Here is a 24,366-nt window from a genome sequence, read left to right as displayed (position 1 = left end):
CACGAAAAAGCCTGCTTCAACCCCTAGAACTGGGAGCTAAAGCAGGCGCCTTTGTGAGAATCAATAAGGACTAGAAGGGGAGTGCTCAGTAGCCTATTTGGCAACGCTCATGCCGTAGTAAATGCAGCTCCTGGTCAACCGCCAAAATGGTGCGGGCATTGTCAAATTCTTGCCGGTACTGCGCATTGAATTCACGGCGCTTGATAGCCTCTAAAAAGCGCCGGGTGTCCTCCTGTGATTCGAGCAACAAGCCGGGTACTTGAGTAGGCTTACCAGCGTCATCCTTGGCGACCATGGTGAAGTAGGAAGTGTTAGTGTGCTTCACGGTTCCGGTACGAACGTCCTCGGCAATAACCTTGATGCCGACTAGTAGAGAAGTTCGACCAACGTAGTTCACAGAAGCAAGTAATGATACCAACTCGCCGACCTCAACGGGTTGAAGGAAGTTGACCCCATCCACACTCACGGTCACGCAATAGGTGCCGGCGTGTTTGGAGGCGGCGGCGTACGCAACCTTATCCATTAGGGAGAGTAGGATGCCGCCGTGAATCTTGCCGCCGAAATTCGCATAGGATGGAATCATGAGTTCGGTGAGCGTGACTCGAGAGTACGAAACCGGGCGGTAGTCGGGTAGGAGAGAAGTCATCAAAGAATAAGTGAAGAACCTAGATTGGTTGGTGGTAGTGGACAGTTCAACTATTGCACGAAAGGGTGCCAGCTAAAAGAACCTCAACAGATGTAAATTTCAAACGAGCATGACCCAACAAGAAAAGTAAAAGCCGCTACCCAAGGCAGAACCTTAGACGGCGGCTTACAAAGGGTGTGAAGGAGAGAACTGATATAATTACCTTGAGGAGAAAGGGGGGGCGTGTTAGAGAAAGACCACTTCCTTGATAACCTCTTCCCCGACCTCAGCATTGATGATTTCTAAAACGCGGGTCTTAGCCATTACAAGCTCGTGCTTGAGCGGGGCGGAGGAGAGACGAACAAAAAGCTTGCTGTTGCTCACGTAGACTTCCTGGGTTTTTAAAGCAACTGCCTTTCCCATGACCTTCTCCCAGCTAGCTACTACCACTACTTCATTTAGCTTTCCCTGAAGCCGGTAGGCCCGTAGCAGCGACTTAATTCCGTCCTTCAGCGGAACGATGTCTGACTGACGGGAATTTTCAGACAAGGGAAGTTTCTTAAATGCCATTGCAGTAAAATAACGCGCGCGAAGTTCGCGCAGATGCCAAAGCAGCGGCACCTCTACAAAGATACTTAACCAGGGTCCTATAGCGGCTTCACAACCCCCAATTCCACTCGGAACCGGGCAATGTCATCGGATAGGGCAGAGAGAATTTGGTCGGTACGCTCCAAGTGCGTGTCGGTCAAGAATATTTGCCCGAATGTGCGGTTTGCCACGAGTTGCATGAGGCGAGTAATGCGCTTCTCATCCAAGCGGTCAAAAATGTCATCAAGCAAAAGCAGGGGTTTTTGCTGCTGACGAGTTGCAACGATTTCAAACTGTGCCAACTTAAGCGCAATGGCAAAAGACTTCTGCTGCCCCTGGGACCCGTAGCCTTTTACAGGCATGGTATCCATCAGAAAAGTGACATCGTCGCGGTGGGGGCCCACGGTAGTTCGTTGAAGACTCAGGTCCTTTCGTTCCTGTAGCCGCAGTAGCTTCAAGAAGTCTGCCCCTGGAAGGTCGCTCTTATATGTGAGGGTCACCTGCTCCCGCCCATCAGCAAGTAGTTCATAGTGGCGCTGAAAGATGGGCTCAAACTCGTGCAGAAATTCTTGCCGGCGTGCCACAAGCTGCTCTCCAAGTGGGGCCAGTTGCTCGTCAAGCACAAGCAAATACTCACGGTCATAGCCACCTTGTCTATCCGTGGCAAGCTTGAGCAGGGAGTTGCGTTGCTTAAGTAAATAGGAGTACTTGATGAGTAGTTCCAAATACTCATGGTCGAGCTGGGAGATAAGACTATCGAAGTACTTACGGCGCTCCTCACTGCCCTGCCGAATCAAGTCCGTGTCGTAGGGAGAGATGAGAACCACCGGATAGCGCCCGATATGGTCAGAGATGCGGTCGTAGGGCTGCTTGTCGTGTAGCACAGATTTCTTCTGACCAGCACGCAGGCTGCACTGAATTAGCTCGCCTTTGTCATCCTTTGTTGACTGAAAGCGCCCCTTTACTACAAAGAACTCTTCGCCCTGCTTAATGCTGTTTGCATCAGTAGACGTGAAAGCACTCTTAGTTAGCGAGAGGTAGTGAATAGCATCTAGTAAATTGGTTTTACCGCTGCCATTATCACCTACGAAACAGTTGATATGGGAGGAGAAGCGCAGATTGGCTTCATCGTAATTTTTAAAGAAAAGTAGGTGCAGCGTTTCGAGAGTCATGCGAGGTTCGGAATTGCAATCCTTTTACGTACTTTCGCATCCCAAACGCGAACAACCGAAAGCAAGATGGCGGAGACGAAAGTAAAGGCTGCCCCAAAGGCTTCCAATTCGGCGAAAAAATCGTCGGCCCCGAAAGCTGCAACCAAAAAGGCTGCGACCGATACGGTAAAGCAACCAGATCCGGTATTGCCCCCTTCGAACGAAGAGGCTCTAGCCGCAACCGGCGCTCCACGAGCGACGACACCCGAAACCCCTGAGTTTCCGAAGGAGACGTACTTGCAGTGGTATGAGCAAATGCAGCTCATGCGCAAGTTTGAGGAGAAGGCTGGTCAGCTCTACGGTCAACAGAAGATTAAAGGTTTCTGTCACCTCTACATTGGTCAGGAGGCATGCGTTGCCGGAGCCGTTTCGGCTCTGACCAAAGATGATAAGTGGATTACCGCTTATCGGGACCATGCTCACCCGCTAGCGCTGGGCACCTCACCCAACGCCATCATGGCTGAGCTGTTTGCGAAAGCAACCGGCTGCTCCAAGGGCAAAGGTGGCTCCATGCACATCTTCGATAAGAACGTAAACTTTATCGGTGGTCATGGTATCGTAGGTGGGCAGGTTCCCTTGGGAGCTGGAATTGCCTTTGCTGAGAAGTACAACAAAACGGGCAACCTGTGCATTTGCTACATGGGCGATGGTGCGGTTCGTCAGGGTGCGTTGCACGAAGCTTCAACATGGCTATGCTATGGAAGCTGCCTGTCATCTTCGTGGTAGAAAACAACGGCTACGCTATGGGTACTTCGGTACAGCGTACTTCGAACGTAACCGAACTCTACACCTTAGGTGAGAGCTACGACATGCCTTCGGAGCCCGTGAATGCGATGAACGTAGAAGACGTGCATAACGCGGTAGCTCGGGCTGCTGAGCGTGCTCGTGCTGGCGAAGGCCCAACGTTCCTAGAGTTCAAGACCTACCGCTATAAGGGCCACTCCATGAGCGACCCGGCGAAGTACCGTACCAAGGAAGAAGTAGAAGATTACCGCTCGCGCGACTCCATCGAATCCGTACGCCACACCATCCTCACGCACAACATGGCTACTGAGGAGGAGCTAACGGCCATTGATGACAAGATTAAAGTACAGGTACAAGAGTCGGTAGACTTCGCCGAAAATTCGCCTTACCCAACGGCCGACGAGCTATATAAAGACGTGTACGTACAGCAGGATTATCCTTATATCCGCGACTAGTACGGCGCGCAAGTTAAGTAGGCCTCACGCCGCCTTTTTGAGTTATCCTCATGTCCAAAATTCCCTTCACGGGCAAAAGTCCCCAGGCCCGCCAGCAGCAACAGGTGACGTCCGATCCGCTCCAACCAGTGGAGGCGTACAACCCGGAGCACCCGCTATTGGAAGACCCCGACGCACTGGCTACCCGCTAGCAAACTCGGAAGATTTCCTGCGCCGTAACAAGAGTGTACTGTTAGGGCTACTAGCCGTGGTAGTGCTGGCTGTGGCTGGTGGCTTTGGCTACTACATATGGCGCTCTTCACAAGATGGCAAAGCGCAGGCGGCTATGTTCCAGGCAGTGGATTATTGGGAAGCCGATTCTTTGCAGCAGGCAATGAAAGGCGACGGACGGAACCTGGGCTTGGAGCGCATAGCTAGCGAGTACAGTGGAACCGACGCTGGAAACCTAGCCAACTTCTACGCGGGTGCCGCTGCTCTCAAGCAGGGTAACTTTAAGGCAGCAGTCGATTTCTTGGAAGACTTTAGCTCCGATGACTTGCTGGTGCAAGCCAGGGCTTACGCTCTGCTAGGAGACGCCCATCTGGAGCAAAACCAGAACAAGGAAGCTGCTGACTTTTACAACAAGGCAGCTAACCACAATGCCAACGAGTACTTCTCGCCTATCTATTTGCTGAAGGAGGCTACTGCCCGGGAACTAGCAAATGACTACGCGGGAGCTATCAGCGCCTACGACAAGATCCTGACGGAATATCCAGCTGCTGCTGAGGCCGCGGAAGCTCGTCAATATAAGGCACGGGCTGAGGGTTTGGCTGGCAAGTAGGTCAGCATCTACAAGCTTAGCCCAACAGTTCAAAACAAGAAGAGGCAGCCACTGGCTGCCTCTTCTTGTTTTGAGAACTACCATACGAAGGAGGCGTTCGGCCTATCTTTGTCGGCAGTACCCCAAGTGATTTTCTGCACCTAGTAAATTCTGCCTTACATGGCTACTTCGCTCAAGAACCTCAGTGACTATACGTCCGACCATTTTATTGATATCTCCGAGAAGCGCTTCGGATTGGTTGTAGCGGAGTGGAACCGCGACATTACGGATACCCTGGCCCAAGGCGCACTAGAAACGCTACTCAAGCACGGGGCCAAAGCAGAGAATGTATTTCGGAACACTGTACCCGGTAGCTTTGAGCTAACGTTGGGGGCGCAATTGCTAGCACAGCATGAGGAGATAGACGCTGTAATCTGTCTAGGCGTAGTTATCAAAGGCGACACTAAGCACGATGACTACATCTGTCATGCGGTAGCCAACGGGATAACCAACGTTGCCCTGAAATTTAACAAACCCGTCATATTCGGGGTGGTAACTACCAACAACCTCGAGCAAGCCTGGGATCGGGCAGGCGGTAAGCATGGTAATAAGGGCGTTGAAGCAGCAGTAGCTGCTATTCACATGCTCGGATTCTAACAGTAGGAGACTACGTCATTCCAAATATGGAAGCGCTTTCTGGCAGGATATTGAACCTGAACGGTTGAGCGTTAATGGCTAATAGTTGATTCGGAGACAAAAGCGTAGCTTTGTGCCCGGAAACACCCTGTTGTAGTGGGAGTGCCACACCCTAGCTCTTCACGGGGCAAGACGGAAGTTGGTGTGGTAAACTAATTTCCTGTGCCATCTGTTGGATGGCCAACGGGTTAGGGCCTACTACTGGCTGGGATTCTAATTATCGTCAATCACCATTAATCTTCCTGCATTAACATGAGTGAAGCACCCCTACGCTATTCCAGGGAGGAGCTGGCTGAGTTTGAGCAAATCATTCAGGACAAGCTCACAGCCGCCCGTAAGGAGGTAGTGTTCATTAAAGAAACGCTAAGCCGGAAGAACGACTCTGGTACCGATAACACGGCTTCGTCGTCGAAGGTATTGGAGGATGGCGCCGACACGGCTGAGAAGGAAAGCTTGAACCAGCTGGCTTCGCGCCAGATGAAGTTTATCCAACAGCTCGAGAATGCCCTAGTACGCATCAAAAACGGCACCTATGGAGTTTGCATTGGCACCGGTAAGCTGATTCCGAAAGAACGCCTGCGTGCTGTACCCCACACGCAACATTCGATTGAGGCCAAGATGGCCCGTCGCGACTAGCGCATTACACTACTTACGCATAGCCCGGATTAGCGGCCGTAGTCTTTCATTGAAGACCGAGCCGATAGTCCGGGCACTGTTTTCTTAGACTGGTGGTTTCGCCTTTGCGGTGTACACCGTCTTTCTTTGCACTACTTATTTCACTTGTACCGTAGCGATACGGCACTTACGCTTCTTCCATATGGGCAAGAAACATTACTCGGGCGATGCGCCCAACCGTCGTCCCTCCCGCACCGCACCTGGTAGCGAAGGATCCCGCAAGTTTTCAGGCTCTAGCCGCGACGACCGGAGCACTTCTGGTGGTGCCCGTTTTGGCAGCAACCGCAGCGACGCTCCCAACGACCGGTCAGGATTTGGTCGTGGCACGGGCAGCGGATTTGGCGGCCCTAAGAAATTTGGCACTTCCAACTCTGGTGGTCCCAAGAAGTTTGGCGCTACAGGTAGCAGCTTTGGTCAGCGTCCATCGAGTGGTCGTGACTTCAACCGCAGTGGGGAAGGACGCCCCGGCGGCTTTGGGCAGCGCTCTGGTGCAGGGCGCGACTTTAGTAACGAGCGCGCTCCGCGTCGCTTCGATGACCGGCGTGACAATGACCGGAGCGGCGAAGAGGCGCGTCCAGTACGCCCCTACGAGGCTAGGAAAACGTGGCAGGGCCAGCCCTACCAGCAGGAAGGCAAGCCTACCGTACCACGCGGTGCACCTGGCGAGCGGAACCGTAAGTTCAACAAGCAGAACCCATACGAGCAGGATGCTCCGGCCCCACGTAGCAACACCTTCGCACCCCGCTCCGATGCAGGCTTTGACCGCAGCCGGGACGCAAGTGGCCCTGACCGTGAAGTGCGTAGTGCTCGGCCTTTCGACTATCGTGGTCGGCCAAGCGAGCTAGACGCCAATGAACAGCCCCCACGCCGTCAAGCAACGGAGCGCCGTGAAGGTGGCTACGGTGGAGGTAGCTTTGGTGAGAAGCGGACAGCACGCCCAAGCGGCTATAGTGCAGACCGTGACACGCGTGGTACCGGTGAAAAACGTTTTGGCGGTACCGACCGACGCGATGAGCGGCCTACGCGCTCCTTTGAGGAGCGCCCCGCCCGCAACAAGCATACGGGCCGCGACCTAGATTCCAACCAAGCTGGTAAGCGCAAGCGCGGAGACATAGCGGGCGAAGCTCCTGACTACAAAAACCTAAAGTTCTACGAAGAGGACAAAACCCGTGGCAACAAGCGTCGCCGCGAAGAAGACGACCAAGCCGGTGACCTTACTCGTCTGAACCGCTACATCGCCAATGCTGGTATCTGCTCCCGCCGGGAGGCCGATGCCCTGATTGCAGCCGGTGAGATTCGCGTGAACGGTGAGGTAGTAACGGAGATGGGTTACAAAGTGCAGCCCACGGATACGGTGCAGTACGGCAAGACCAATCTGAACCGGGAAAAGCAGGTGTATGTACTGCTGAATAAGCCAAAGGATTTCATTACTACCACCGATGACCCAGAAGGCCGTCGTACGGTGATGGAACTGGTAGCAGGAGCTTCTAAGGAGCGGATTTTCCCCGTGGGTCGCCTGGACCGAAATACGACGGGTCTGTTGCTATTCACCAACGATGGAGAGGTAGCCCAGAAGCTTTCTCACCCCTCGAATCGGAACAAAAAAATCTACCAAGTAGAGCTCGACAAGCCGCTGACGGAGGAGCACCTGCGCCAGATTGCAGAAGGCTTGGAACTGGAAGACGGTAAAGCCGAGGTAGATGATGTGGCAGTAGTAGCCGGTAATGCCCACTTTGTAGGCATTGAGATTCATACGGGGCGCAACCGCATCGTACGCCGCATTTTTGAGCACTTGGGGTACGACGTCGTAACGCTGGACCGGGTGCAGTACGCAGGTCTGACCAAGAAGGACCTGCCCCGCGGCAAGTGGCGTTTCCTGAACGAGAAGGAAGTTATTCGCCTGAAGTATTTTATGTAAGCACGCAACCACCTGCTTAGCGGGTGGCTCTTAGTGGTGAAAATCGGGAAAGCTCAGATGCTACCTAGTTGGAGGTGTGCTAAGCTTAGTGAAACCAAGTGCTTCGTAGCGTTTGCGCTTTCCTGACCTCACCTTTCACTAGTTATTTCTTGCCTAGTAGTGCGCACTCTAGCCCTCGACATTGGGAATACGGCCGTGAAGTACGGTTGCTTTGCTGATGACGTACTAGTTGAATCCGCCTCGCACCAGACGCCGGACCAAATCCGGGATGCTGTGCAACGGCTGCAACCCACCCACGCAATAGTTGCTTCGGTAGCAGAGCCTACTACTGCCTGGGCTGCCGAACTGCAACCGCTTGTGCCTGGCCGGGTCTTGGAGTTCGTGCCCGCCGCTACGCCGCTACCAATTGGCAATGCTTACGCTACTCCCCAGACGCTGGGGGCCGACCGATTGGCAGCGGCAGTAGGAGCGGCTTGGCTACTACCACACCGAAACGTGGTAATAGTAGATGCTGGTACAGCTATCAAGTGCGACCTTGTGGATGCAACGGGTACGTTTCGTGGGGGGAGCATTGCACCTGGTTTGGGTATGCGCTTCCGTGCGCTACACACGTTTACGGGGCGTTTGCCGTTGCTAGAGTGGCCTGCTGCCTCCGACGAGGTAGTGCCGCTTACGGGCACCGATACTCAATCGGCTATTTGGAGTGGCGTGTTGAACGGGGCTGCGTCTGAAGTACGTGGTTTACTGGCCGACTACGCAGATCAATACCCACAGGTAGCAGTAGTGCTAGCCGGTGGTGATGCGGCCTTCTTCCATGCCCGGCTGAAAGGCTCTATCTTTGTCGTACCGGAGCTCGTGCTGATTGGGCTTCATCGAATTTTAGTACATCATGTCTCAACCTAATTTCGCCGGCCTTGCTGGTGGTCTTTCGCTACTAGGGTTGCTGGTAGCTCCGTTGGCTTACGGACAGGGCCTGGGCAACTCGCCCTATTCACGCTTAGGCCTCGGCGATGCGAACTCCAACATGGGGGGCGTCCGGCAGATGGGTATGGGTGGCATTGGCGTGGCAGCTCCGAACAGCACCAACGTGAACGAGCTGAACCCGGCCATGCTGTACTACACGTCGCGTACCACGTTTGAAGCTGGCTACAGTGCCCAGTTTAAAACGCTACGCAACAATGTAAGCTCTCAGCGTACAGGCTCCGCAAACCTAAGCTACCTAGCACTGGCCTTTCCTATTTCGCGGCGGTGGGCTGGCTCTATTGGCCTCAAACCTTACAGCTCCGTCGACTACGAATCAGTTACTGTTGACCCAGTTATTGGTGACCCAAATTCAACGGCCAACAATGAGTACAAGGGTAGCGGCGACCTAGCTGAAGCGTACACCAGCCACTCTGTGCGCATTGCTAAGGGCTTGGTTGTAGGAGCATCGGTAGGGTACGTGTTTGGTAGCATTGATCAGCAGCGCGCTACTACCGTTATTACGCCTTCTTCAACGGACGCCAATACCGTTCGGGACGTGAACATCTACCACGTGCATTACTCTGACTTTGCTTTCCGAACCGGCATCCATTACCGGGGCAAAGTGAATGACAAAGTGAATTTCAACCTGGGTGGGGTATACAGCTTCCAGTCAAATTTGAATGGGGAGCGTTCTATTTCTCAGAACCGGGAAACATTAGAGCAGTTGCAGCTTAGCTCTACCGCGCTGGAAACCGATGCGCCAGGTAAAGCTACCGTGCCAGCACTAGCTCAAGTAGGTGTTAGCTTCGATAACAACCGCAACTGGAGCTTAAGCCTTGATGGCTCGCGGCAGGAGTGGTCCAAGTTCGTCGCCTTTGGCGAAGCAGGCGGTGCTTCTGGCGTGCTCTTGAGCGATACCTACCGAGGAGGTATTGGTGGGGAGTTCACTCCTGACCCAACTGCCGTAGATAATTACTTCCGTCGCGTTACTTACCGGGCTGGCCTTAGCGTAGCACAGTTGCCTTACCGCCCCGGTGGTAATACTCTGTATGACCGGGCAGTAAGCTGGGGCTTCGCATTTCCGCTTCCCACGGCTACTCCGCTCGACGGCACAACCATTAGCTTAGGCTTCATCTATGGGCAGCGCGGCAACACAGATGTGCAGCGCCTCTCAACGGGTGTTTCGGAGCGTAACGTGAAAGAAGATTACGTGCGCATGCAATTGGGCGTCACGCTCAACAACCGCTGGTTTATCAAGCGCCGCATTGAGTAACGGACGTACTATGAATACGTATGGGCGACATCTGCTCTGGATAAGCGGGCTAGTTGTACTGCTGCTCGGTAGCTGCCAGAAGCAAGCCGACGAAGTGGTTAAACCAGTCTCGTACACGGGGCCGCTGATAGAAACCGAAAACGTGCTCATGCTCGTTAGCGACTCAGCCAAGCTGCGTATCCGCCTCAAGGCGCCGCTGGAGCAGGACTTCGAAAATGGCGACCAGATTTTTCCTAAAGGGCTCAGTCTTACCTTTTTGTCGGAAGATGGTAGCAAAGTGGTCAATACCATTGAGGCCAACTACGGCAAGAAGGAAAAGGCGAAGAGCCTGTACATTGTGCGCGGCAACGTGCGGGTATCAAACGTAGAAAAGCAACAGCGGATGAATACCGAAGAAGCTTTCTACGACACAGGTAAGGCGCTGATTTATACCAAGGAAACCACCGAAGTACGGGTTACAACGCCCACCGAAGTACTGACGGGGAAAGGCTTAACGGCTAACCAAGACTTCTCCCGCTACACCATTCTGACGCCGACAGGAGTTTTTGATGTTAACTCCGCCCCGGCGCCTGCTAGTTCTCGCTAACCGCTGCTTGCCATGAAACGTTTTTGGGACCCGGGCCTCGGGCGCACTATTCTGTTCTCCCTAGCCCTCGTCACGTTTGTAATTGCCAGCTACCAAACCTTAGCGGTCGGTAAGATGGATGGGCTGTACCGCAACTACTGGCTTTTCATGCTCTCCTTTGGCTTCCTGATCAGCTACCGCTACCTCAAGCAGCGCGCCAAGGAAGCTGCTGCGGCCGCGGAAGCCGCCCAAAAAGCCGCTGCCGCCGCTGCCCCGGCCCGCAAAAAAACGGGTGGCAAAAAGCGGTAGTATCTCATATTGTATAGTGTGCATACTGCTTGTGCAGTACCTACCTCCGGACCTCCTTTCGTCCAAACTACCACTCCTGCAGTGGCAGGTTTTGGAGAAGCGAGGTCCGGTGTCATTATAGCCACCGAATACACAGAACAACAGATTCTTGCTACTGCCAAGGAGGCCACGTGGCTTACCGCACAAGCTCACTTCGCTGCGCCCTTTGAATGTCCGGGGGTTTCTGGTTATTTTGCACCTCTTTCCACTTTTTTACCTGTGCTTTTTTTCAAGTAAATGGCATTAATTAACACAATCCGAGAAAAATCGGGCTGGGCAGTCGGGGCCATTATCATCGGCCTGCTGCTCTTCATGTTGGGGGGGGACTTCCTCTACGGCCGCAATAGCCTCTTTGCTGGCAACGACCGGGTAGTGGGCGAAGTAGCCGGGGAGAAAGTGGACTATGAGACGTTCAATGCTACCCTGGAACAAGCCAAGCAGGCCTTCATTGCTCAGCAAGGCCGCCAGCCCGATGAGAATACTATGGGCTACCTGCGCGACCAGGCATGGAACCAGACGCTTTACCGCATTGCCTTCCAGAAGGAGTTTGACAAGCTAGGACTGAAAGTGTCGGACGATGAGTTGACGGATATGGTGCAGGGGAACAACATTCACCCAAGCATCCGGCAAGCCTTTACTGATCCGCAGACTGGGCAGTTCGACAAAACCAAGGTTATTGAATACCTCCGCAACCTCGACAAATTACCCCCTCAGACTCAGGAGGCCTTCCGCAACTTCGAAGCCAACCTAGGGCCTGAGCGTCTAGCTGCGAAATACAACAACCTGCTCAAACTGAGTACCTACGTAACGGCTGCCGAAGCCAAGCGCTTCGACGAAGCTCAGAATAGCAAAGCCAACGTACGGTACTTACTGGTGCCCTACTTCACCATCTCCGATTCGAGCGTGAAGGTTACGGATGAGCAGGTGCAAGCTTACATCGACAAGAACAAAGGCCGTTACAAAGTAGAGGATGGCCGCTCTATTGAATACGTGACCATTCCGGTTACGGCCTCGGTAGAAGATAGTGCTACCGTACGGAAGACGGTAGACGAACTGGCTACCCAGTTTACTACTGCTCCTAACGACTCGCTGTTTGCAAAGCTGAACTCAGATCAGCCCTATAACGCGGCCTACCTCTCGCCGGCCGATATGCCGGAGAAGCTTCGTGGTCAATTACCCTTGCAAGTAGGCAAAGTGTACGGACCTTACGCTGAAAACGGCACTTACTCACTGTTTAAAGTAACCGGCCAGAAAGCCGGCGCGCAAGCGGCTGCTCGTGCTAGCCACATCCTGATTAAGCCGGAGGGTACCACGCCCGAAGCTGATGCTGCGGCCAAAGCCAAAGCCACCGATATCCTGAACAAAATCAAAGGCGGTGCCGACTTTGCCGCTATGGCCCGCCAGTATGGTACCGACGGTACTACCACCACCGGTGGTGACCTAGGCTGGTTCCAGCAAGGCCGCATGGTACCCGAGTTTGAGAAGGCAGTATTCGGCGCTACGTCGGCCGGGTTGCTACCTGCTCCGGTAAAAACGTCATTCGGCTACCACATCATCAAAATCACCGCGCCCAAAACCACCCAGACCTACCAGGTGGCCGCTGTGCAAAAGACCATTCAGCCTACCGATGCTACCCGCGACGCAGCTTACCAGAAAGCGCAGCAGTTGAAGGGCGAAGCTACCGACCTAGAGTCGTTCCGGAAGGCAGTAGCCAAGGATAAGTCTTTGCAGAAAGTAGAAGCCAAAGGCCTCGGCCGCGGCGAGCAAGCCGTGAATAACCTGCAAGGTGCTCGTCAGTTGGTACGCTGGGCTTACGGCTTCAACCCCGAAGGCACTCCTACCCAAGTAGGAGATGTATCGGAAGTATTTGAAATTGGTGACCAGTACGTTATTGCGGTTCTGACTGGCGAGCGGACGAAAGGAGTTGCCGACGTTGCCAGCGTGAAGCCAGAAGTATCTGCCTGGTGCGCAACGAGTTGAAAGCCGAGCAAATCATCAAGAAGCTGAGCGCTGCTAAAGGCTCATTGGAGCAAATGGCCCAACCTACGGCCCCAACGCCCAAGTGAAAACGGCGGACAACGTAGTGCTGGGCACTGGCCAACTCCCTGGCGTTGGCAACGAGCCCTTGGCTGTCGGCAAGGCTTTCGGGCTGAAGCCCGGTCAGAAGTCTGCCCCCTTCCAGGGTGAGCAGGGTGTACTGGTAGTAGAAGCCGTAAGTGTACAAAAGCCTACAGTACCTACCGACGTGAAATCTGTTCGCCAGCAGTTGATGGCCCAGCGCGCTGCCCGCACCGACAACCTTACGTATGAGGCCATTAAGCAGCATGCCAACGTGAAAGACGAGCGCACGAAGTTCTTCTAAACCATACTGTTCTCAAGAATTAAAAAGGGCCGTACCTTCGGGTACGGCCCTTTTTGTTTTTGGCGTTGATGCAGCGCCGCAACTTTATACCTCGACTTTTGAACGGGGGAGGCAAGGACGGCCGTTGCTCCTTCACTGGATGGTAGCAGCCTGCGGGCGCACTTCCTTACTACTTTTTTAGTTCTGCTTTTATGAAGATGCAGCTACGTTCGGTCTTGCAAAAGGGAGGTGTAGCCCTGGCCCTGGTGGGTGGGCTGCACCTCCTGATTCCTACCGCGGGGAAAGCCCAGAGCGAAGGCAACACCATTGCCCTGGCTCGGGAATATGCGCGCAAGGGGGAAAGTGAAAAAGCCGTTTACCTCTTCGGGCGGCTGCGCAACGAAGACCAAACGGCATCTGCTATTCTGCCCGACTATGTAGCTTCTTTGCAAAACCTGGCAAAGCACAAAGACGCCGAGAAGCTAGTAAAGCGCGCGCTCAAGCAACGCCCAGAGGACCCCACGCTAGGTGTGCTGCTGGGGGGCGTGTATACCAAAGCCAACGACCAAGCAGCAGCCCAAAAGCAGTATGAGCGGGTGGTAAGTCAGCTGACTACTGCCCAGGTAGTGCCCGTAGCGGCAGAGTTTCAAAAAGCAAGCTTGCCGGAGTGGGCCGTAAAAACCTACTTGCGTGGAAGAGAAGTAGCCAGAAACGACACTGAGTTTTCGCCTCAGCTAATTCAGCTTTACACCCAGAGCGGGCAGCAGGATAAGGTGATGGGTGAAACGCTACGGTTATTGCAGGACGATGAACACCAGCTGCCCTTTGTGCGCAACATGCTGCAAAACAGCCTGCAAGAAGACAAGGACTTTGAGGCGCTAGAGAAAGAGCTCATTGGCTTGGTGCAGAAGAACCCTGACCGCACCGTGTACAGCGAATTACTGCTGTGGTTGCAGGTACAGCGCCGCGACTTTACGGGCGCCCTTGTCCAAGCCAAAGCCCTCGACCGTCGGGGCCGCACGGATGGGCAGCGGGTGCTGGAAGTAGCCGAAATTGCCCGCCGCAACAAGGACTACGAAAGCGCAATTCAGGGCTACGACTACTTGGTGCGCGAGTATCGGGGCAAGCCCTTCTACGCCTTGGCGCGTCAGCGCCTAGTGCAGACCCGCGAAGAGCAAGTGCGCACTACCTACCCCGTAAACGTAGCCCAACTACGGGGCCTGCTGCAGGAGTACCAGCAGGTGCTGCAAGAGCTGGGCCGCACGCCCGAAACGGCTCCCGTACTGCGGAGTATGGCGGCCTTGATGGCTTTTCAACTAGATGAGAAAGAGCCCGCCATGAAGCTGCTGCAAGAGGTAATCGACATGCCCCGTGCCAGCCTAGAGGTAGTGGACCAAGCCAAAATTGATTTGGCGGACATCTACCTGCTTCGGGCAGAGCCTTGGGAAGCAACGCTGCTGTATTCGCAGGTCGAGAAGTCGCACAAGGATACGCCGCTAGGGTACGAAGCCAAGCTGCGCAACGCTCGTCTTAGCTATTTCGCCGGCGACTTTAAACTGGCCAAGTCTCACCTTGATATTCTGAAGCAAGCTACTAGCCGTGAAATTGCCAATGATGCTATGCAGCTCAGTCTGCTCATCACCGACAATACGGCCATGGATACGGCCGGCGTAGCTCTCCATGACTATGCCGCCGTAGAGCAACTCGTATTTCAAAACAAGATTCCGGAGGCCCTACGTGGCCTTGATGCTCTGTTGCAAAAGTACCCCGGCCACGCTCTGCAAGACGATGCTTGGTACCTGAAAGCCCAGTTGCAACGCCGCACTGGCGACTACCCAGGCGCCATTGGTACGCTAGAGAAAATCACGGCCAATCCAAAGTACGACGTGCTAAGCGACGACGCTTTGTTCTTGGCCGCTAGTATTCAGGAAGAAAACCTGCAAGACCGCGACAAGGCCCAGCAGCTTTACAATCAAATGCTGGTGAAATACCCCGGCAGTATCTACGTGGCCGAGGCCCGTAAGCGGTTCCGCAAACTACGCGGCGACGCAGTAAACTAAGCCATCTGCCGATGCTGCGCCTACTGTATTGCGTGAGTTGAAGCGTGGTCAGCGAAGCCCTGGCATACACGTTCTGCCTCAACCCAAAACGGCCTGCTAGAAACGACGTGGGTTAGCGGAAGAACAAAAACATCAGTCCTAGGATGACGATAAAGGCTACGTACATCAGGCCATCGGAGAGGATGTATTGGCGGTATTCCTGAAAGAACTGACGAAGCTTTGACATTAGCAGAAGTATAGCCGGGGGTAGGGCAGTGGTTGTTGCTGTGTCCTTGCTGGTTAAGTAGAATTTGCGTCCTAAACTGTCCGTTTCAAAGCTACAACATCCGCACTAGCTGATGGAAAAAGGGAGCCGAAACCGCGGTTTTTCTTCGTACTTTTGAAGGTATAGCCAGTATGGGTTCTGGCAGAATATGGAAAAACGATGGATTCGCAAGCCCGCGCCCGACGCTGAACAAGTACGGCATTTGGCCGACGCCTTGCGCGTCAACGAGGCTGTCATCGGCCTGCTCTGCCAGCGCAAAGTTTGCAGCTTTGAGGAAGCCCGCGCATATTTCCGGCCAGCCCTGGCTACCCTCCCCAACCCTATGCTGATGCGCGATATGGACCGCGCCGTGGACCGCCTAGTGCGGGCGCTGCATTTGGGGGAGCGAGTACTAGTATTTGGTGATTACGACGTGGATGGTACTACCTCCGTTGCCCTGGTTTTTAGTTACCTGCGCGAGTTCTTCGGCCCTTCTCGCATCGACTACTATATTCCTGACCGGTACAAGGAAGGGTATGGGGTTTCAGAAGCCGGTATTGATTTCGCGGTAGACAATAGCTACCAACTCATTATTGCGCTCGACTGCGGAGTAAAAGCCGTGGAAAAGGTAGCTTACGCCAACCAGTGCGGCATCGATTTTATCATCTGTGACCACCACTTGCCCGGCGCCGATTTGCCGGAGGCCGTAGCCGTTCTCGACCCCAAGCGGGCCGACTGTCCTTATCCCTATAAGGAGCTTTCTGGTTGCGGAGTAGGATTCAAACTCATGCAGGCTTTCACCCAGCACCAAGGCTTACCCGAGGAACCGCTGTATGAGCTGCTAGACCTGGTGGCTGTCAGCATTGCCGCCGATATTGTGCCTATTACCGGTGAGAACCGCACATTGGCTTACCACGGCTTGCGCTTGTTGAATGACCGGCAGCGCCCCCAGCGCCCCGGCCTCGATGCGCTGCGTGAGTTGGCGGGCATCCAAAACGCTGAACTGAACATCAGTAGCCTGGTCTTTGGCTTCGCGCCCCGCATCAATGCGGCGGGCCGCATGGGAGACGCCAAGCGTTCCGTGGCTATGATTTTGGCCGAAACTACGGCTGAAGCAAAAGACAAAGCTGGCGTAGTAGACAAAACCAATCAGGAGCGCCGCGGCTTTGATACCAGCATTACCAAGGAAGCCTTGGAGATGATTGAGCAAGATGCCTTGCTCCGCACGGCTAGTACTACCGTGCTCTTCAAGCAGGACTGGCACAAGGGCGTAGTAGGCATTGTAGCGTCGCGCTGCCTTGATAAGTACTACCGCCCTACCATCATTCTGACGGAAAGCAACGGGAAGGCTACTGGCTCGGCCCGTTCAGTAGTCGGGTTCGATGTGCACCAGGCCATCGAAGAGTGTTCCGACTTGCTAGACCAGTTTGGCGGCCACATGTATGCGGCAGGCCTTACGCTACCCGTGGAAAACGTGCCGGCCTTCCGCGAGAAGTTTGAGCGCATTGTAGCAGGCCGCATTTTGCCGGAGCAACTGATTCCCCCAGTTGAAATCGATCAAGTGCTGGCACTGCAGGATATTACGCCCAGCTTCTTCAACCTGCTCCATCAGATGGAACCGTTCGGCCCGGGCAATTCCAATCCTGTGTTTATGTCGGATAAGGTGTATGCTACTCCCGATTCGGCCCGGATTGTCGGCAACTCGCACTTGAAGTTGACCCTTACCCAGGACGGCCGTCATACGGTAGACGCCATTGGTTTCGGACTAGGCGAGTACCACGAGCGAATTCTGCGCGGCGAGCCATTTCAGGTGTGCTACACGGTAGAAATGAACGAATTCCGAGGAGTGAAGAACTTACAGCTTCGCGTGAAAGACATTCGCTGGGAGTAGAAGATTAGAAGACGGCGAAGGTCTTGTTAGGCACGCAGCAGCAAACGCTATCAGTTATTCCTTCCGGATCCACCACGCCCAGGCAACAAGGACTACTTGCAGGGGGAGGCGCAGCCACAAAGCCCAAACTGGGAGTAGCCTGCTGCCTTCATAGGATTGGAGCATGTATACATTGGCCGGAAACACGGCTACTAGTAGCAGAATAAGGCCCCAAGAAGCCATGCGGCGCGTAGTCGGCACAAGCAGTCCCAACCCGCCGGCAATTTCAGCCATCCCGCTCACATACACTAGTAGGAGAGGGGCCGGCAGGTAAGGAGGAACGATACGCACAAAGATTTCTGGGGAAAGAAAATGCACGATACCCGCGAAAGTAAACAGCCCGGCTAGCACGTAGCGGCTTATCTTTCTGTACTGAGGCATGAAGGAAGGGGAAGGAAGTAGCAGGGCCCTACGTTAGGGCTAGGTGTTTGTGTACCCTGGTAGTAGGCCATAGGTTGTCATCGTTGAGCTAGAGCAATAACCACGCGTAGGCAATGTGTACCTTGCAGCAGCGTTTAGGCTGTTGTCTAACTTATTTATATTTTCTTGATGAAAACGCGTTATCTGGCCCTTGGGCTGATATTAGCTGGCACTGCGCCGGTAGTAGCCCAGCAAGCCGGACCCGGCTATCAGATTGCTCTTGATTTGCAGCATGTGCAGAATGACCGCGTACGAGTAGTAGTAAATACGCCGCCCGTGAAGGAGGAGCAGGTTACGTACGTGATGCCCTCAGTAGTACCTGGCTCCTATTCCAAGAAAGACTATGGACGCTTCGTTACAAGCTTTAAGGCGTACGATAAGAAAGGCAAGTCACTGAAGGTGAAGTACAATGGGCCTAACTTGTTCGTCATCGACAAAGCCCAAAACTTGGCGCGCTTAGAGTACTTGGTAGACGACACTTGGGACGCCAAACAAGACGACTCGTTTATCTTCCAGCCCGGTGGTACCAATATTGATGTGGGCCGCAACTTTACCATTAACCACTACGGTTTCTACGGCTACCTCGAAGGCTACAAGATGCAGCCCTACCAGGTAAGCGTGCAGAAGCCCGCCGAGCTCTACGGGGCCTCCGCCCTCGACGTACGCCGGGAGTCGGCCACCAAGGATGTTTTCACGGCCAACAGCTACGTTACCCTTGCCGATGGCCCCATCCTGTACAGCAAGCCCGATACGGCTAGCTTCAGCACGGGAGGAGCGCGCATTGGCGTGGCCGTTATGTCGGAAGGCGGCGTGGTGAAGGCTACTCAGGTAAGTGAAATGCTGCGCCCCATGGCCGAAGCCCTGACGAAGTTTTTCGGTAAGATGCCGGTGCCCCGCTACCAGTTCTTAATGTACTTTCCCAGCCTCAACTCGCCTCTGGTGAGCATGAGCGGCGGTTACGGGGCCATGGAGCACAGCTACTCTTCCCTATACTTCCTACCTGAATTTCCGGACCAGGACCGTATGCGCAGCTTGGTGCTCGAAGTAGCCTCGCATGAATTTCTGCACATGCTGGCCCCGCTCAACATCCACAGCCGCGAGATTGGCGAGTTTGACTTCCGAAACCCACAGATGTCGCAGCACTTGTGGCTCTACGAAGGCGTAACCGAGTACGTGTCGCAGCTGGTGCAGGTGCGCGGCGGCCTCATCAGCCCCGATGAGTTTCGCAGCCGCATGAAAGCCAAAATCGACAACTCTCAGCAGTACAAAGATGTGTCGTTTACGGAGATGAGCCGCCGCATTCTGGAGGCTCCTTACAAAGACATGTACCAAAACGTGTACGACAAAGGTGCCCTCATTGGGCTCCTGCTGGATATTCGGATTCGGGAGCTAAGCCAGGGCCGCCAAACCTTGCGCGACGTGTTGCTTGCGCTACGAGAAAAGTACGGGCCCGACCGCTCGTTTGAGGACAATCAGCTTATCCCTGAAATTGTGGCGCTGACCAATCCGCAGCTGCAAGCATTCTTTGATCAGTACGTAATTGGTGGCAAGCCCTTGCCGCTAGCCGAGTACTTCGGAAAAATAGGGTGGACGTATGCGCCCGTGGCTCAAACCAAAGTGAAAGCCTTCGGCAACATCGGCTTTGCGTACGATCAAGAAAAAAATCAGTTCCGGGCCGTGAAGACCAAGGCGGAGGAAAACGCATTCGGCCTGCAAGAAGGCGACGTGATAGTGGCTATAAACGGGCAGGCCGTAACCATGCAAAACGCCGAGAAGCTGCTACGCCCATTGGTAGAGCCCCAAAATACCGAACCGGTACGCGTAAAATTCCGCCACGAAAACACTCCGGAGCAGGAGCGCACAGCTACCCCCCGGGAGTTCGACGTAGAAGTGAAAAACCTGGTAGAAGCAGCTCCCGCACCCACGCCGGCCCAGCAGGCATTGCGCGATGGGCTACTGAAAGGGTAGCACTTCGGCTAGTTGTCTGCGGAAGGGGGCGGCGGTACTGCTACCCCCGTTCGTGGTCCGAGTGCCTTCCCTGTGTCACGATACTAGCGCTTACCTGTCCTTATCTTTGCTACCGATGATTTTACGCGCTGAACACCTAATCAAAAAATACAAGTCACGCACCGTGGTGAACGACATGTCACTGCATGTTGAGCAAGGCGAGATTGTGGGGTTGCTGGGTCCCAACGGCGCGGGCAAAACCACTTCGTTTTACATGACGGTGGGCATGGTTAAGCCTAATGAAGGCCGTATTTTCCTCGATGATAAGGATATTACCAAGCTGCCCATCTACCAGCGGGCCCGCCTCGGTATTGGCTATCTTGCCCAGGAAGCTTCTGTCTTTCGAGACCTGACAGTGGAGGAAAACGTGCTGTCGGTGCTGGAAATGACGGACATGCCTAAGCAGGCCCAGCTGGACAAGGTAGAAGAGCTCCTCAACGAGTTCAGCCTAACGCACGTGCGCAAAAACTTGGGCCGGGTACTAAGCGGGGGAGAGCGACGACGCACTGAAATTGCCCGTGCCCTAGCCGTAGACCCCAAATTTGTGTTGCTAGATGAGCCCTTCGCCGGCGTAGACCCCATTGCCGTAGAGGAAATTCAGGGTATTGTGGCCAAACTCAAGCATAAAAACATAGGCATCCTCATCACCGACCACAACGTGAATGAAACCCTTAGCATCGTAGACCGGGCCTACCTGCTATTTGAGGGTAAGCTGCTTAAGGCTGGCACCGCCGAAGAGCTGGCCGCCGATGAAATGGTGCGGCGTGTATACTTGGGTAAGCATTTCGAGTTGAAGCGAAAAATTTAGCTACTAGTACGTAGCATTACCAGCCGGCAAAGAGGGCGGAACTTGGGGGCTTATAAGCTACCACAAGCTCCGCCCTCTTTGCCGACTGGGTATAGCCACTACGGCTATTTCCGGTAACTTTCCCGGCCTGCCACAGGTACAGAAGACCTCCTTCCGTTCCTTTTTCATCTCCCTTAGTCCTTCCTTGTGATCAGCACCGTTCTGACCTGGGCCTTGCAGCGACGTCTTGCCAGCATTGCTCACTTCCGCGACAATCCGCACGATGTACAGCAGCGCGTCCGGGCTGACTTGTTGCATACGGCGCGAGGAACAGAGTGGGGTCGTCGGTACGGATTCGCAGATGCCCCCTCGGCTCAGGAGTTTGCTCAGCGCCTACCCATTAGCAGCTACGAGGACCTGTACCCGGAGATTGAGCGCGTACTACGTGGGGAGGCCAACGTGCTGTGGCCCGGCACGGTGCAGTGGTTCGCCAAGAGCAGCGGCACCACCAACGCCCGCAGCAAGTTCATTCCTGTCACCCGCGAGTCGTTGCACGACTGCAACTACCGCGCTGGCCGCGACATGACAGCCCTGGCAACGCTGCACTACCCCGAGGTGGATATTTTAGGTGGCAAAACGCTTTCCCTGGGTGGTACCCACAGCCCCAACCCATTTCGACCGGCTACTACGGGCTCCCGGGTCGGCGACGTATCGGCCGTAATCATGCAAAACCTGCCTGCCTGGGCGGAGTTTGTGCGTACTCCGCCACTTGAGTTAGCCCTGCTGGATGAATGGGAGGAAAAGATTGCGCGCATTGCCGACCATGTGCTGACAGCGGATGTGCGCGTGCTGGCAGGGGTGCCTACCTGGATGATTGTGCTACTGCGCCGAGTGGTGGAACTGGCGGGAGCCACTACCATTCTGGATGTATGGCCCCGTTTGGGGCTGTTTTTGCACGGCGCCGTCGCTTTCGGGCCCTACCGGGAACTGTTTCGCCAACTCATCCCTTCCGACCAGATGCACTACTTGGAGGTGTATAATGCCTCGGAGGGCTACTTGGCGGTGCAAGACGAGCCCAACTCCGAGGACCTGCTCTTGCTGCTAGATCATGGCATCTACTACGAATTCTTGCCTGCCGACCAGTGGGAAGCTACCGAGCCCCAGGCAGTTGGCCTCGATCAGGTAGAGCTTGGCCGCACCTACGCAGTCATTATTAGTACCAATGCTGGCCTGTGGCGCTATAAGATTGGTGATACCGTGCGCTTCACCAGCTTGGCGCCTTACCGCATCCGAATATCCGGCCGCACCAAGCACTTTCTAAATGCTTTCGGGGAAGAAGTGGTAGTGGAAAATGCCGATGCTGCCATTGCAGCCGCCTGCCAAGCTACCGGCGCTACCGTCCGCGACTTCACGGCCGCTCCCGTGTACTTTACTGCTCACGACGGGGCTTCCCGGGGCGGGCACCAGTGGATACTGGAGTTTGTGCAAGCCCCGCAGGACACGGCCCAGTTCACCGCCGTCCTCGATCATACGCTGCGCCAACTCAACTCCGATTACGACGCCAAGCGCCACCGCGACCTAGCCCTTACGCCCCCTCTGCTGACGGTAGCCCCGCCGGGCACTTTCGAGCGGTGGCTAGCTCGCAAAGGCAAGTTGGGTGGGCAACACAAGGTGCCGCGCTTGAGTAACTCACGGGAGCTCGTAGAGGAAATCCTTGATGAACTAAAAAAATAGTTATACCTTCCGTAGCTGTCATCTGCTAACCCAGTATCCGATGTGCTACCATACGTGTATACGCCTTAATTTGCTCCAACAGCCTGTAGTAGCGGCGGTAGCGGCCTTACTACTTGCCTCCTGCACGAGCGGTGGCTTGGTGGCTCGGCGTCCTGCAAACCGTTTAGACCCCGCGGGCCATCGGCACGGCCGCTGGCGGGAGTATTTCGACATGGCAGAAACAAAAACTGCCAATCAGGGCAAGTACAAACACGGATTGCCGGTCGGGCGCTGGCGCTACTATACCCCAACGGGTGAGCTAGACCATGTGGAGCGGTTTCACCATCGACCAGTAGGCCTTGTTTCCATGACCTATTACCATCCCAACGGTCGTCGGGCCAAGCAGGGAATGGCTCGATACCGGGCTGAGCCTGATGGAGCGCATTTTTACTGGCAAGGAGAGTGGAAACGCTACGCTGAAAACGGCCAGCAGATACCATCTGAGTATTACGTACGTGGAATACTGCAGCGTACTACGCCTCAGTAAACAGTATACTCGTGGGCAGTGCTCCCCAGAATGGCCGGCTTCGCATGTATGCAGAGCCGGCCATTTTGCTGGGGAGCAAGCATTTTCCTACTCGTCTAAGATGCCACCCATCAGATTGCCAAGTACGCCGCCGCTTTCCTTGCGGGCATTGCCACCGGTAGGCGCCAGGGCTTGAATAAGTTTCTTCACGGGCATCGACTGTAACCACACGCGCCCGGTACCGCGAAGCGTGGCTAGGAGTAGGCCTTCGCCCCCAAAAATCATGGACTTCAAGCCGCCAGCCCGGGCAATACTGAAGTCGATACCGGGCTCGAAGGCAACTACGCAGCCAGTGTCTACGCGCAGTAGTTCGTTGTTCAGGCGCTTCTCAATGATGGTGCCGCCCGCATGAATAAAGGCTTTTCCGTCGCCCGTGAGCTTCTGCAAAATGAACCCCTCACCGGCAAAAAGTCCTGCTCCTAGCTTCTGGTTGAAGTGCAAGCTGATTTTAGTACCCCGAGCTGCCGCTAGGAAACCATCTTTCTGCACAATGAGGCCCTGGGGCAAGGTGCGCAGGTCTAGTGGGATGATAGTACCTGGGTAGGGTGCTGAAAAGGCAACTCGGCTTTTACCGTAGCTGCCCCGGTGAGTAAAATGAGTCATAAACAACGACTCACCTGTGATGAGACGCGTGCCTGCCGAAAACAGCTTGCCCATAAAACCCTGGTCGGGCTCCGAGCCGTCTCCCATTTTCGTCTCAAAGGCAATAGCCTCGTCCATGTATACCATGGCCCCAGCCTCGGCAATTACTGTCTCATTGGGGTCTAGCTCTACTTCTAATACCTGAATATCGTTGCCGAGAATCTTATAATCGACGTCGTGGGACTGCATGGGGAAGGAGGAGGAAAGAGGGTGAATAACGTCCCAAGTATAGCCAAATATGAAAAAGTAATGCCAGTACTAGCCATCGTGAAGCCTATTCGGCCCCGATGGCTAGTACTGGCATGACCAATACCACATAAGGTGATGAAGAATTATTTCTCTTCCTCTCCCAATTCTTCTTCAGTATCCTCTTCGGCCGAGGCCTTGGGCCCTTTTTTCTTGGCTTCCTTGCTAGTACGCCGCATAAAATCCTCGTCGGTTTCTTCGGGCTCTTGCGCCCCTTCTTCCAACGGGAAATCTTCCTCTTCGTCTTTCTCACCAAACTGCCCGGCACGGTCTACCAGTTTCTTATCGCGCACGTGCCGATTTAAAAATTGATTGATGTCTTCAATAGAATAGTTGGAGGTGATTTCACCCAGCGGATTCACCTTGATTTCAAAGCCCTCCAACTCTTTATGCACCCGGGCTTTCTTCTCGGGGTCGTTCTTTTTCTTTTTCGGGCTAACGGGTTTTTTGGCCATGAGCGTAGTCGGTTGCTAGTTATCAGGGCCATACATGATTAAGGCCACATCTTGCTGCATACGGCGCTACCTCCA

23 protein-coding genes and 1 pseudogene are annotated in these 24,366 nt (G+C 54.5%); 18 read left to right on the top strand and 6 right to left on the bottom strand.

Features of this window, described 5'->3' with window-relative positions; translation table 11 throughout:
* Nucleotides 1–85: 85 nt before the first annotated feature.
* The 3 genes from VI25_RS16345 to recF all read right to left on the bottom strand — a co-directional run bounded on the left by VI25_RS16345 (nucleotide 86) and on the right by recF (nucleotide 2,385).
* Complete coding sequence (locus VI25_RS16345; RefSeq protein WP_045689361.1) at nucleotides 86–646, bottom strand: acyl-CoA thioesterase; 561 nt, start codon at nucleotides 644–646, stop codon at nucleotides 86–88.
* A 225-nt stretch (nucleotides 647–871) separates the two neighbouring features.
* Nucleotides 872–1,246, bottom strand: a complete 375-nt coding sequence (locus VI25_RS16340) for a DUF721 domain-containing protein (protein WP_236705085.1) — start codon at nucleotides 1,244–1,246, stop codon at nucleotides 872–874.
* Between the two features lie 26 nt (nucleotides 1,247–1,272).
* Nucleotides 1,273–2,385, bottom strand: a complete 1,113-nt coding sequence (recF, locus tag VI25_RS16335; RefSeq protein WP_045689363.1) for a DNA replication/repair protein RecF — start codon at nucleotides 2,383–2,385, stop codon at nucleotides 1,273–1,275.
* Between the two features lie 66 nt (nucleotides 2,386–2,451).
* On the opposite strand from recF, the pseudogene pdhA reads away from it, so the two are divergent.
* The 14 genes and pseudogenes from pdhA to recJ all read left to right on the top strand — a co-directional run bounded on the left by pdhA (nucleotide 2,452) and on the right by recJ (nucleotide 17,396).
* Nucleotides 2,452–3,623, top strand: a pseudogene (gene pdhA / locus VI25_RS16330) (pyruvate dehydrogenase (acetyl-transferring) E1 component subunit alpha).
* Nucleotides 3,624–3,673: 50 nt separating this feature from the next.
* Nucleotides 3,674–3,814 carry a hypothetical protein gene (locus VI25_RS28565; RefSeq protein WP_316934343.1) on the top strand — a complete coding sequence of 47 codons (141 nt, stop codon included), beginning with the start codon at nucleotides 3,674–3,676 and terminating at the stop codon, nucleotides 3,812–3,814.
* 56 nt (nucleotides 3,815–3,870) lie between these two features.
* The gene (locus VI25_RS16325; RefSeq protein ID WP_316934342.1) at nucleotides 3,871–4,443 is read left to right on the top strand and encodes a tetratricopeptide repeat protein; all 573 of its coding nucleotides are present in this window, start codon (nucleotides 3,871–3,873) and stop codon (nucleotides 4,441–4,443) included.
* 159 nt (nucleotides 4,444–4,602) lie between these two features.
* Nucleotides 4,603–5,079, top strand: a complete 477-nt coding sequence (ribH, locus tag VI25_RS16320; protein WP_045689881.1) for a 6,7-dimethyl-8-ribityllumazine synthase — start codon at nucleotides 4,603–4,605, stop codon at nucleotides 5,077–5,079.
* A 291-nt stretch (nucleotides 5,080–5,370) separates the two neighbouring features.
* A complete protein-coding gene (locus VI25_RS16315) occupies nucleotides 5,371–5,754 on the top strand; it encodes a TraR/DksA family transcriptional regulator (RefSeq protein WP_045689880.1) in 384 nt (127 codons plus the stop codon).
* 181 nt (nucleotides 5,755–5,935) lie between these two features.
* Nucleotides 5,936–7,711: a pseudouridine synthase gene (locus VI25_RS16310; RefSeq protein WP_052695462.1), complete on the top strand. Its 1,776-nt coding sequence runs from the start codon at nucleotides 5,936–5,938 to the stop codon at nucleotides 7,709–7,711.
* A gap of 159 nt (nucleotides 7,712–7,870) precedes the next feature.
* A complete protein-coding gene (locus VI25_RS16305) occupies nucleotides 7,871–8,614 on the top strand; it encodes a type III pantothenate kinase (RefSeq protein ID WP_045689879.1) in 744 nt (247 codons plus the stop codon).
* Entirely contained in the window at nucleotides 8,601–9,947 is a 1,347-nt protein-coding gene (locus tag VI25_RS16300; protein WP_052695461.1) for a hypothetical protein, read from the top strand. The genes VI25_RS16305 and VI25_RS16300 overlap by 14 nt, the downstream gene beginning before the upstream one ends.
* A 10-nt stretch (nucleotides 9,948–9,957) precedes the next feature.
* A complete protein-coding gene (lptC, locus tag VI25_RS16295) occupies nucleotides 9,958–10,533 on the top strand; it encodes an LPS export ABC transporter periplasmic protein LptC (RefSeq protein ID WP_072144839.1) in 576 nt (191 codons plus the stop codon).
* A 12-nt stretch (nucleotides 10,534–10,545) separates the two neighbouring features.
* Entirely contained in the window at nucleotides 10,546–10,821 is a 276-nt protein-coding gene (locus tag VI25_RS16290; protein ID WP_045689878.1) for a hypothetical protein, read from the top strand.
* A gap of 276 nt (nucleotides 10,822–11,097) precedes the next feature.
* Nucleotides 11,098–12,840: a SurA N-terminal domain-containing protein gene (locus VI25_RS16280; protein ID WP_236705084.1), complete on the top strand. Its 1,743-nt coding sequence runs from the start codon at nucleotides 11,098–11,100 to the stop codon at nucleotides 12,838–12,840.
* Nucleotides 12,841–12,922: 82 nt separating this feature from the next.
* Nucleotides 12,923–13,222: a hypothetical protein gene (locus VI25_RS27065; RefSeq protein ID WP_236705083.1), complete on the top strand. Its 300-nt coding sequence runs from the start codon at nucleotides 12,923–12,925 to the stop codon at nucleotides 13,220–13,222.
* A gap of 191 nt (nucleotides 13,223–13,413) precedes the next feature.
* Entirely contained in the window at nucleotides 13,414–15,261 is a 1,848-nt protein-coding gene (locus VI25_RS16275; protein WP_236705082.1) for a tetratricopeptide repeat protein, read from the top strand.
* Between the two features lie 413 nt (nucleotides 15,262–15,674).
* Nucleotides 15,675–17,396 (top strand): single-stranded-DNA-specific exonuclease RecJ, encoded by a 1,722-nt coding sequence (recJ, locus tag VI25_RS16270; RefSeq protein ID WP_045689877.1) that lies wholly within the window; start codon nucleotides 15,675–15,677, stop codon nucleotides 17,394–17,396.
* Nucleotides 17,397–17,450: 54 nt separating this feature from the next.
* Here recJ and VI25_RS16265 read toward each other — a convergent pair whose 3' ends face one another.
* The gene (locus VI25_RS16265; protein WP_045689876.1) at nucleotides 17,451–17,816 is read right to left on the bottom strand and encodes a MauE/DoxX family redox-associated membrane protein; all 366 of its coding nucleotides are present in this window, start codon (nucleotides 17,814–17,816) and stop codon (nucleotides 17,451–17,453) included.
* 168 nt (nucleotides 17,817–17,984) lie between these two features.
* On the opposite strand from VI25_RS16265, the gene VI25_RS16260 reads away from it, so the two are divergent.
* The 4 genes from VI25_RS16260 to VI25_RS16245 all read left to right on the top strand — a co-directional run bounded on the left by VI25_RS16260 (nucleotide 17,985) and on the right by VI25_RS16245 (nucleotide 22,909).
* Nucleotides 17,985–19,823, top strand: a complete 1,839-nt coding sequence (locus tag VI25_RS16260) for a hypothetical protein (protein ID WP_045689875.1) — start codon at nucleotides 17,985–17,987, stop codon at nucleotides 19,821–19,823.
* Nucleotides 19,824–19,938: 115 nt separating this feature from the next.
* Nucleotides 19,939–20,670 carry an LPS export ABC transporter ATP-binding protein gene (gene lptB / locus VI25_RS16255; RefSeq protein WP_045689874.1) on the top strand — a complete coding sequence of 244 codons (732 nt, stop codon included), beginning with the start codon at nucleotides 19,939–19,941 and terminating at the stop codon, nucleotides 20,668–20,670.
* A 186-nt stretch (nucleotides 20,671–20,856) separates the two neighbouring features.
* The gene (locus tag VI25_RS16250) at nucleotides 20,857–22,383 is read left to right on the top strand and encodes a GH3 auxin-responsive promoter family protein (protein ID WP_045689873.1); all 1,527 of its coding nucleotides are present in this window, start codon (nucleotides 20,857–20,859) and stop codon (nucleotides 22,381–22,383) included.
* Nucleotides 22,384–22,453: 70 nt separating this feature from the next.
* Entirely contained in the window at nucleotides 22,454–22,909 is a 456-nt protein-coding gene (locus VI25_RS16245; protein WP_055562665.1) for a toxin-antitoxin system YwqK family antitoxin, read from the top strand.
* 87 nt (nucleotides 22,910–22,996) lie between these two features.
* Here the strand turns inward: VI25_RS16245 and VI25_RS16240 are convergent, their stop codons facing one another.
* Nucleotides 22,997–23,779, bottom strand: coding sequence for a TIGR00266 family protein (locus VI25_RS16240; protein WP_045689872.1), 783 nt, complete (start codon nucleotides 23,777–23,779; stop codon nucleotides 22,997–22,999).
* Nucleotides 23,780–23,922: 143 nt separating this feature from the next.
* Nucleotides 23,923–24,291: a hypothetical protein gene (locus VI25_RS16235; protein WP_055562664.1), complete on the bottom strand. Its 369-nt coding sequence runs from the start codon at nucleotides 24,289–24,291 to the stop codon at nucleotides 23,923–23,925.
* Between the last annotated feature and the right edge of the window lie 75 nt (nucleotides 24,292–24,366).

Origin of the sequence: Hymenobacter sp. AT01-02, from assembly GCF_000961955.2 — a bacterium.
Lineage (GTDB): Bacteria > Bacteroidota > Bacteroidia > Cytophagales > Hymenobacteraceae > Hymenobacter > Hymenobacter mucosus.
This window is presented reverse-complemented; position numbering and strand designations above follow the sequence as displayed.

Coding starts and splice junctions, on each gene's coding strand:
- VI25_RS16275 (WP_236705082.1), top strand. CDS start 13,414: ATGAAGATGCAGCTACGTTCGGTCTTGCAAAAGGGAGGTGTAGCCCTG.
- recJ (WP_045689877.1), top strand. CDS start 15,675: ATGGAAAAACGATGGATTCGCAAGCCCGCGCCCGACGCTGAACAAGTA.
- VI25_RS16280 (WP_236705084.1), top strand. CDS start 11,098: ATGGCATTAATTAACACAATCCGAGAAAAATCGGGCTGGGCAGTCGGG.
- VI25_RS16290 (WP_045689878.1), top strand. CDS start 10,546: ATGAAACGTTTTTGGGACCCGGGCCTCGGGCGCACTATTCTGTTCTCC.
- lptC (WP_072144839.1), top strand. CDS start 9,958: ATGAATACGTATGGGCGACATCTGCTCTGGATAAGCGGGCTAGTTGTA.
- recF (WP_045689363.1), bottom strand. CDS start 2,385: ATGACTCTCGAAACGCTGCACCTACTTTTCTTTAAAAATTACGATGAA.
- VI25_RS16315 (WP_045689880.1), top strand. CDS start 5,371: ATGAGTGAAGCACCCCTACGCTATTCCAGGGAGGAGCTGGCTGAGTTT.
- VI25_RS16235 (WP_055562664.1), bottom strand. CDS start 24,291: ATGGCCAAAAAACCCGTTAGCCCGAAAAAGAAAAAGAACGACCCCGAG.
- VI25_RS16260 (WP_045689875.1), top strand. CDS start 17,985: ATGAAAACGCGTTATCTGGCCCTTGGGCTGATATTAGCTGGCACTGCG.
- VI25_RS28565 (WP_316934343.1), top strand. CDS start 3,674: ATGTCCAAAATTCCCTTCACGGGCAAAAGTCCCCAGGCCCGCCAGCAG.
- VI25_RS16240 (WP_045689872.1), bottom strand. CDS start 23,779: ATGCAGTCCCACGACGTCGATTATAAGATTCTCGGCAACGATATTCAG.
- VI25_RS16265 (WP_045689876.1), bottom strand. CDS start 17,816: ATGCCTCAGTACAGAAAGATAAGCCGCTACGTGCTAGCCGGGCTGTTT.
- VI25_RS16345 (WP_045689361.1), bottom strand. CDS start 646: ATGACTTCTCTCCTACCCGACTACCGCCCGGTTTCGTACTCTCGAGTC.
- VI25_RS16300 (WP_052695461.1), top strand. CDS start 8,601: ATGTCTCAACCTAATTTCGCCGGCCTTGCTGGTGGTCTTTCGCTACTA.
- VI25_RS16310 (WP_052695462.1), top strand. CDS start 5,936: ATGGGCAAGAAACATTACTCGGGCGATGCGCCCAACCGTCGTCCCTCC.
- lptB (WP_045689874.1), top strand. CDS start 19,939: ATGATTTTACGCGCTGAACACCTAATCAAAAAATACAAGTCACGCACC.
- ribH (WP_045689881.1), top strand. CDS start 4,603: ATGGCTACTTCGCTCAAGAACCTCAGTGACTATACGTCCGACCATTTT.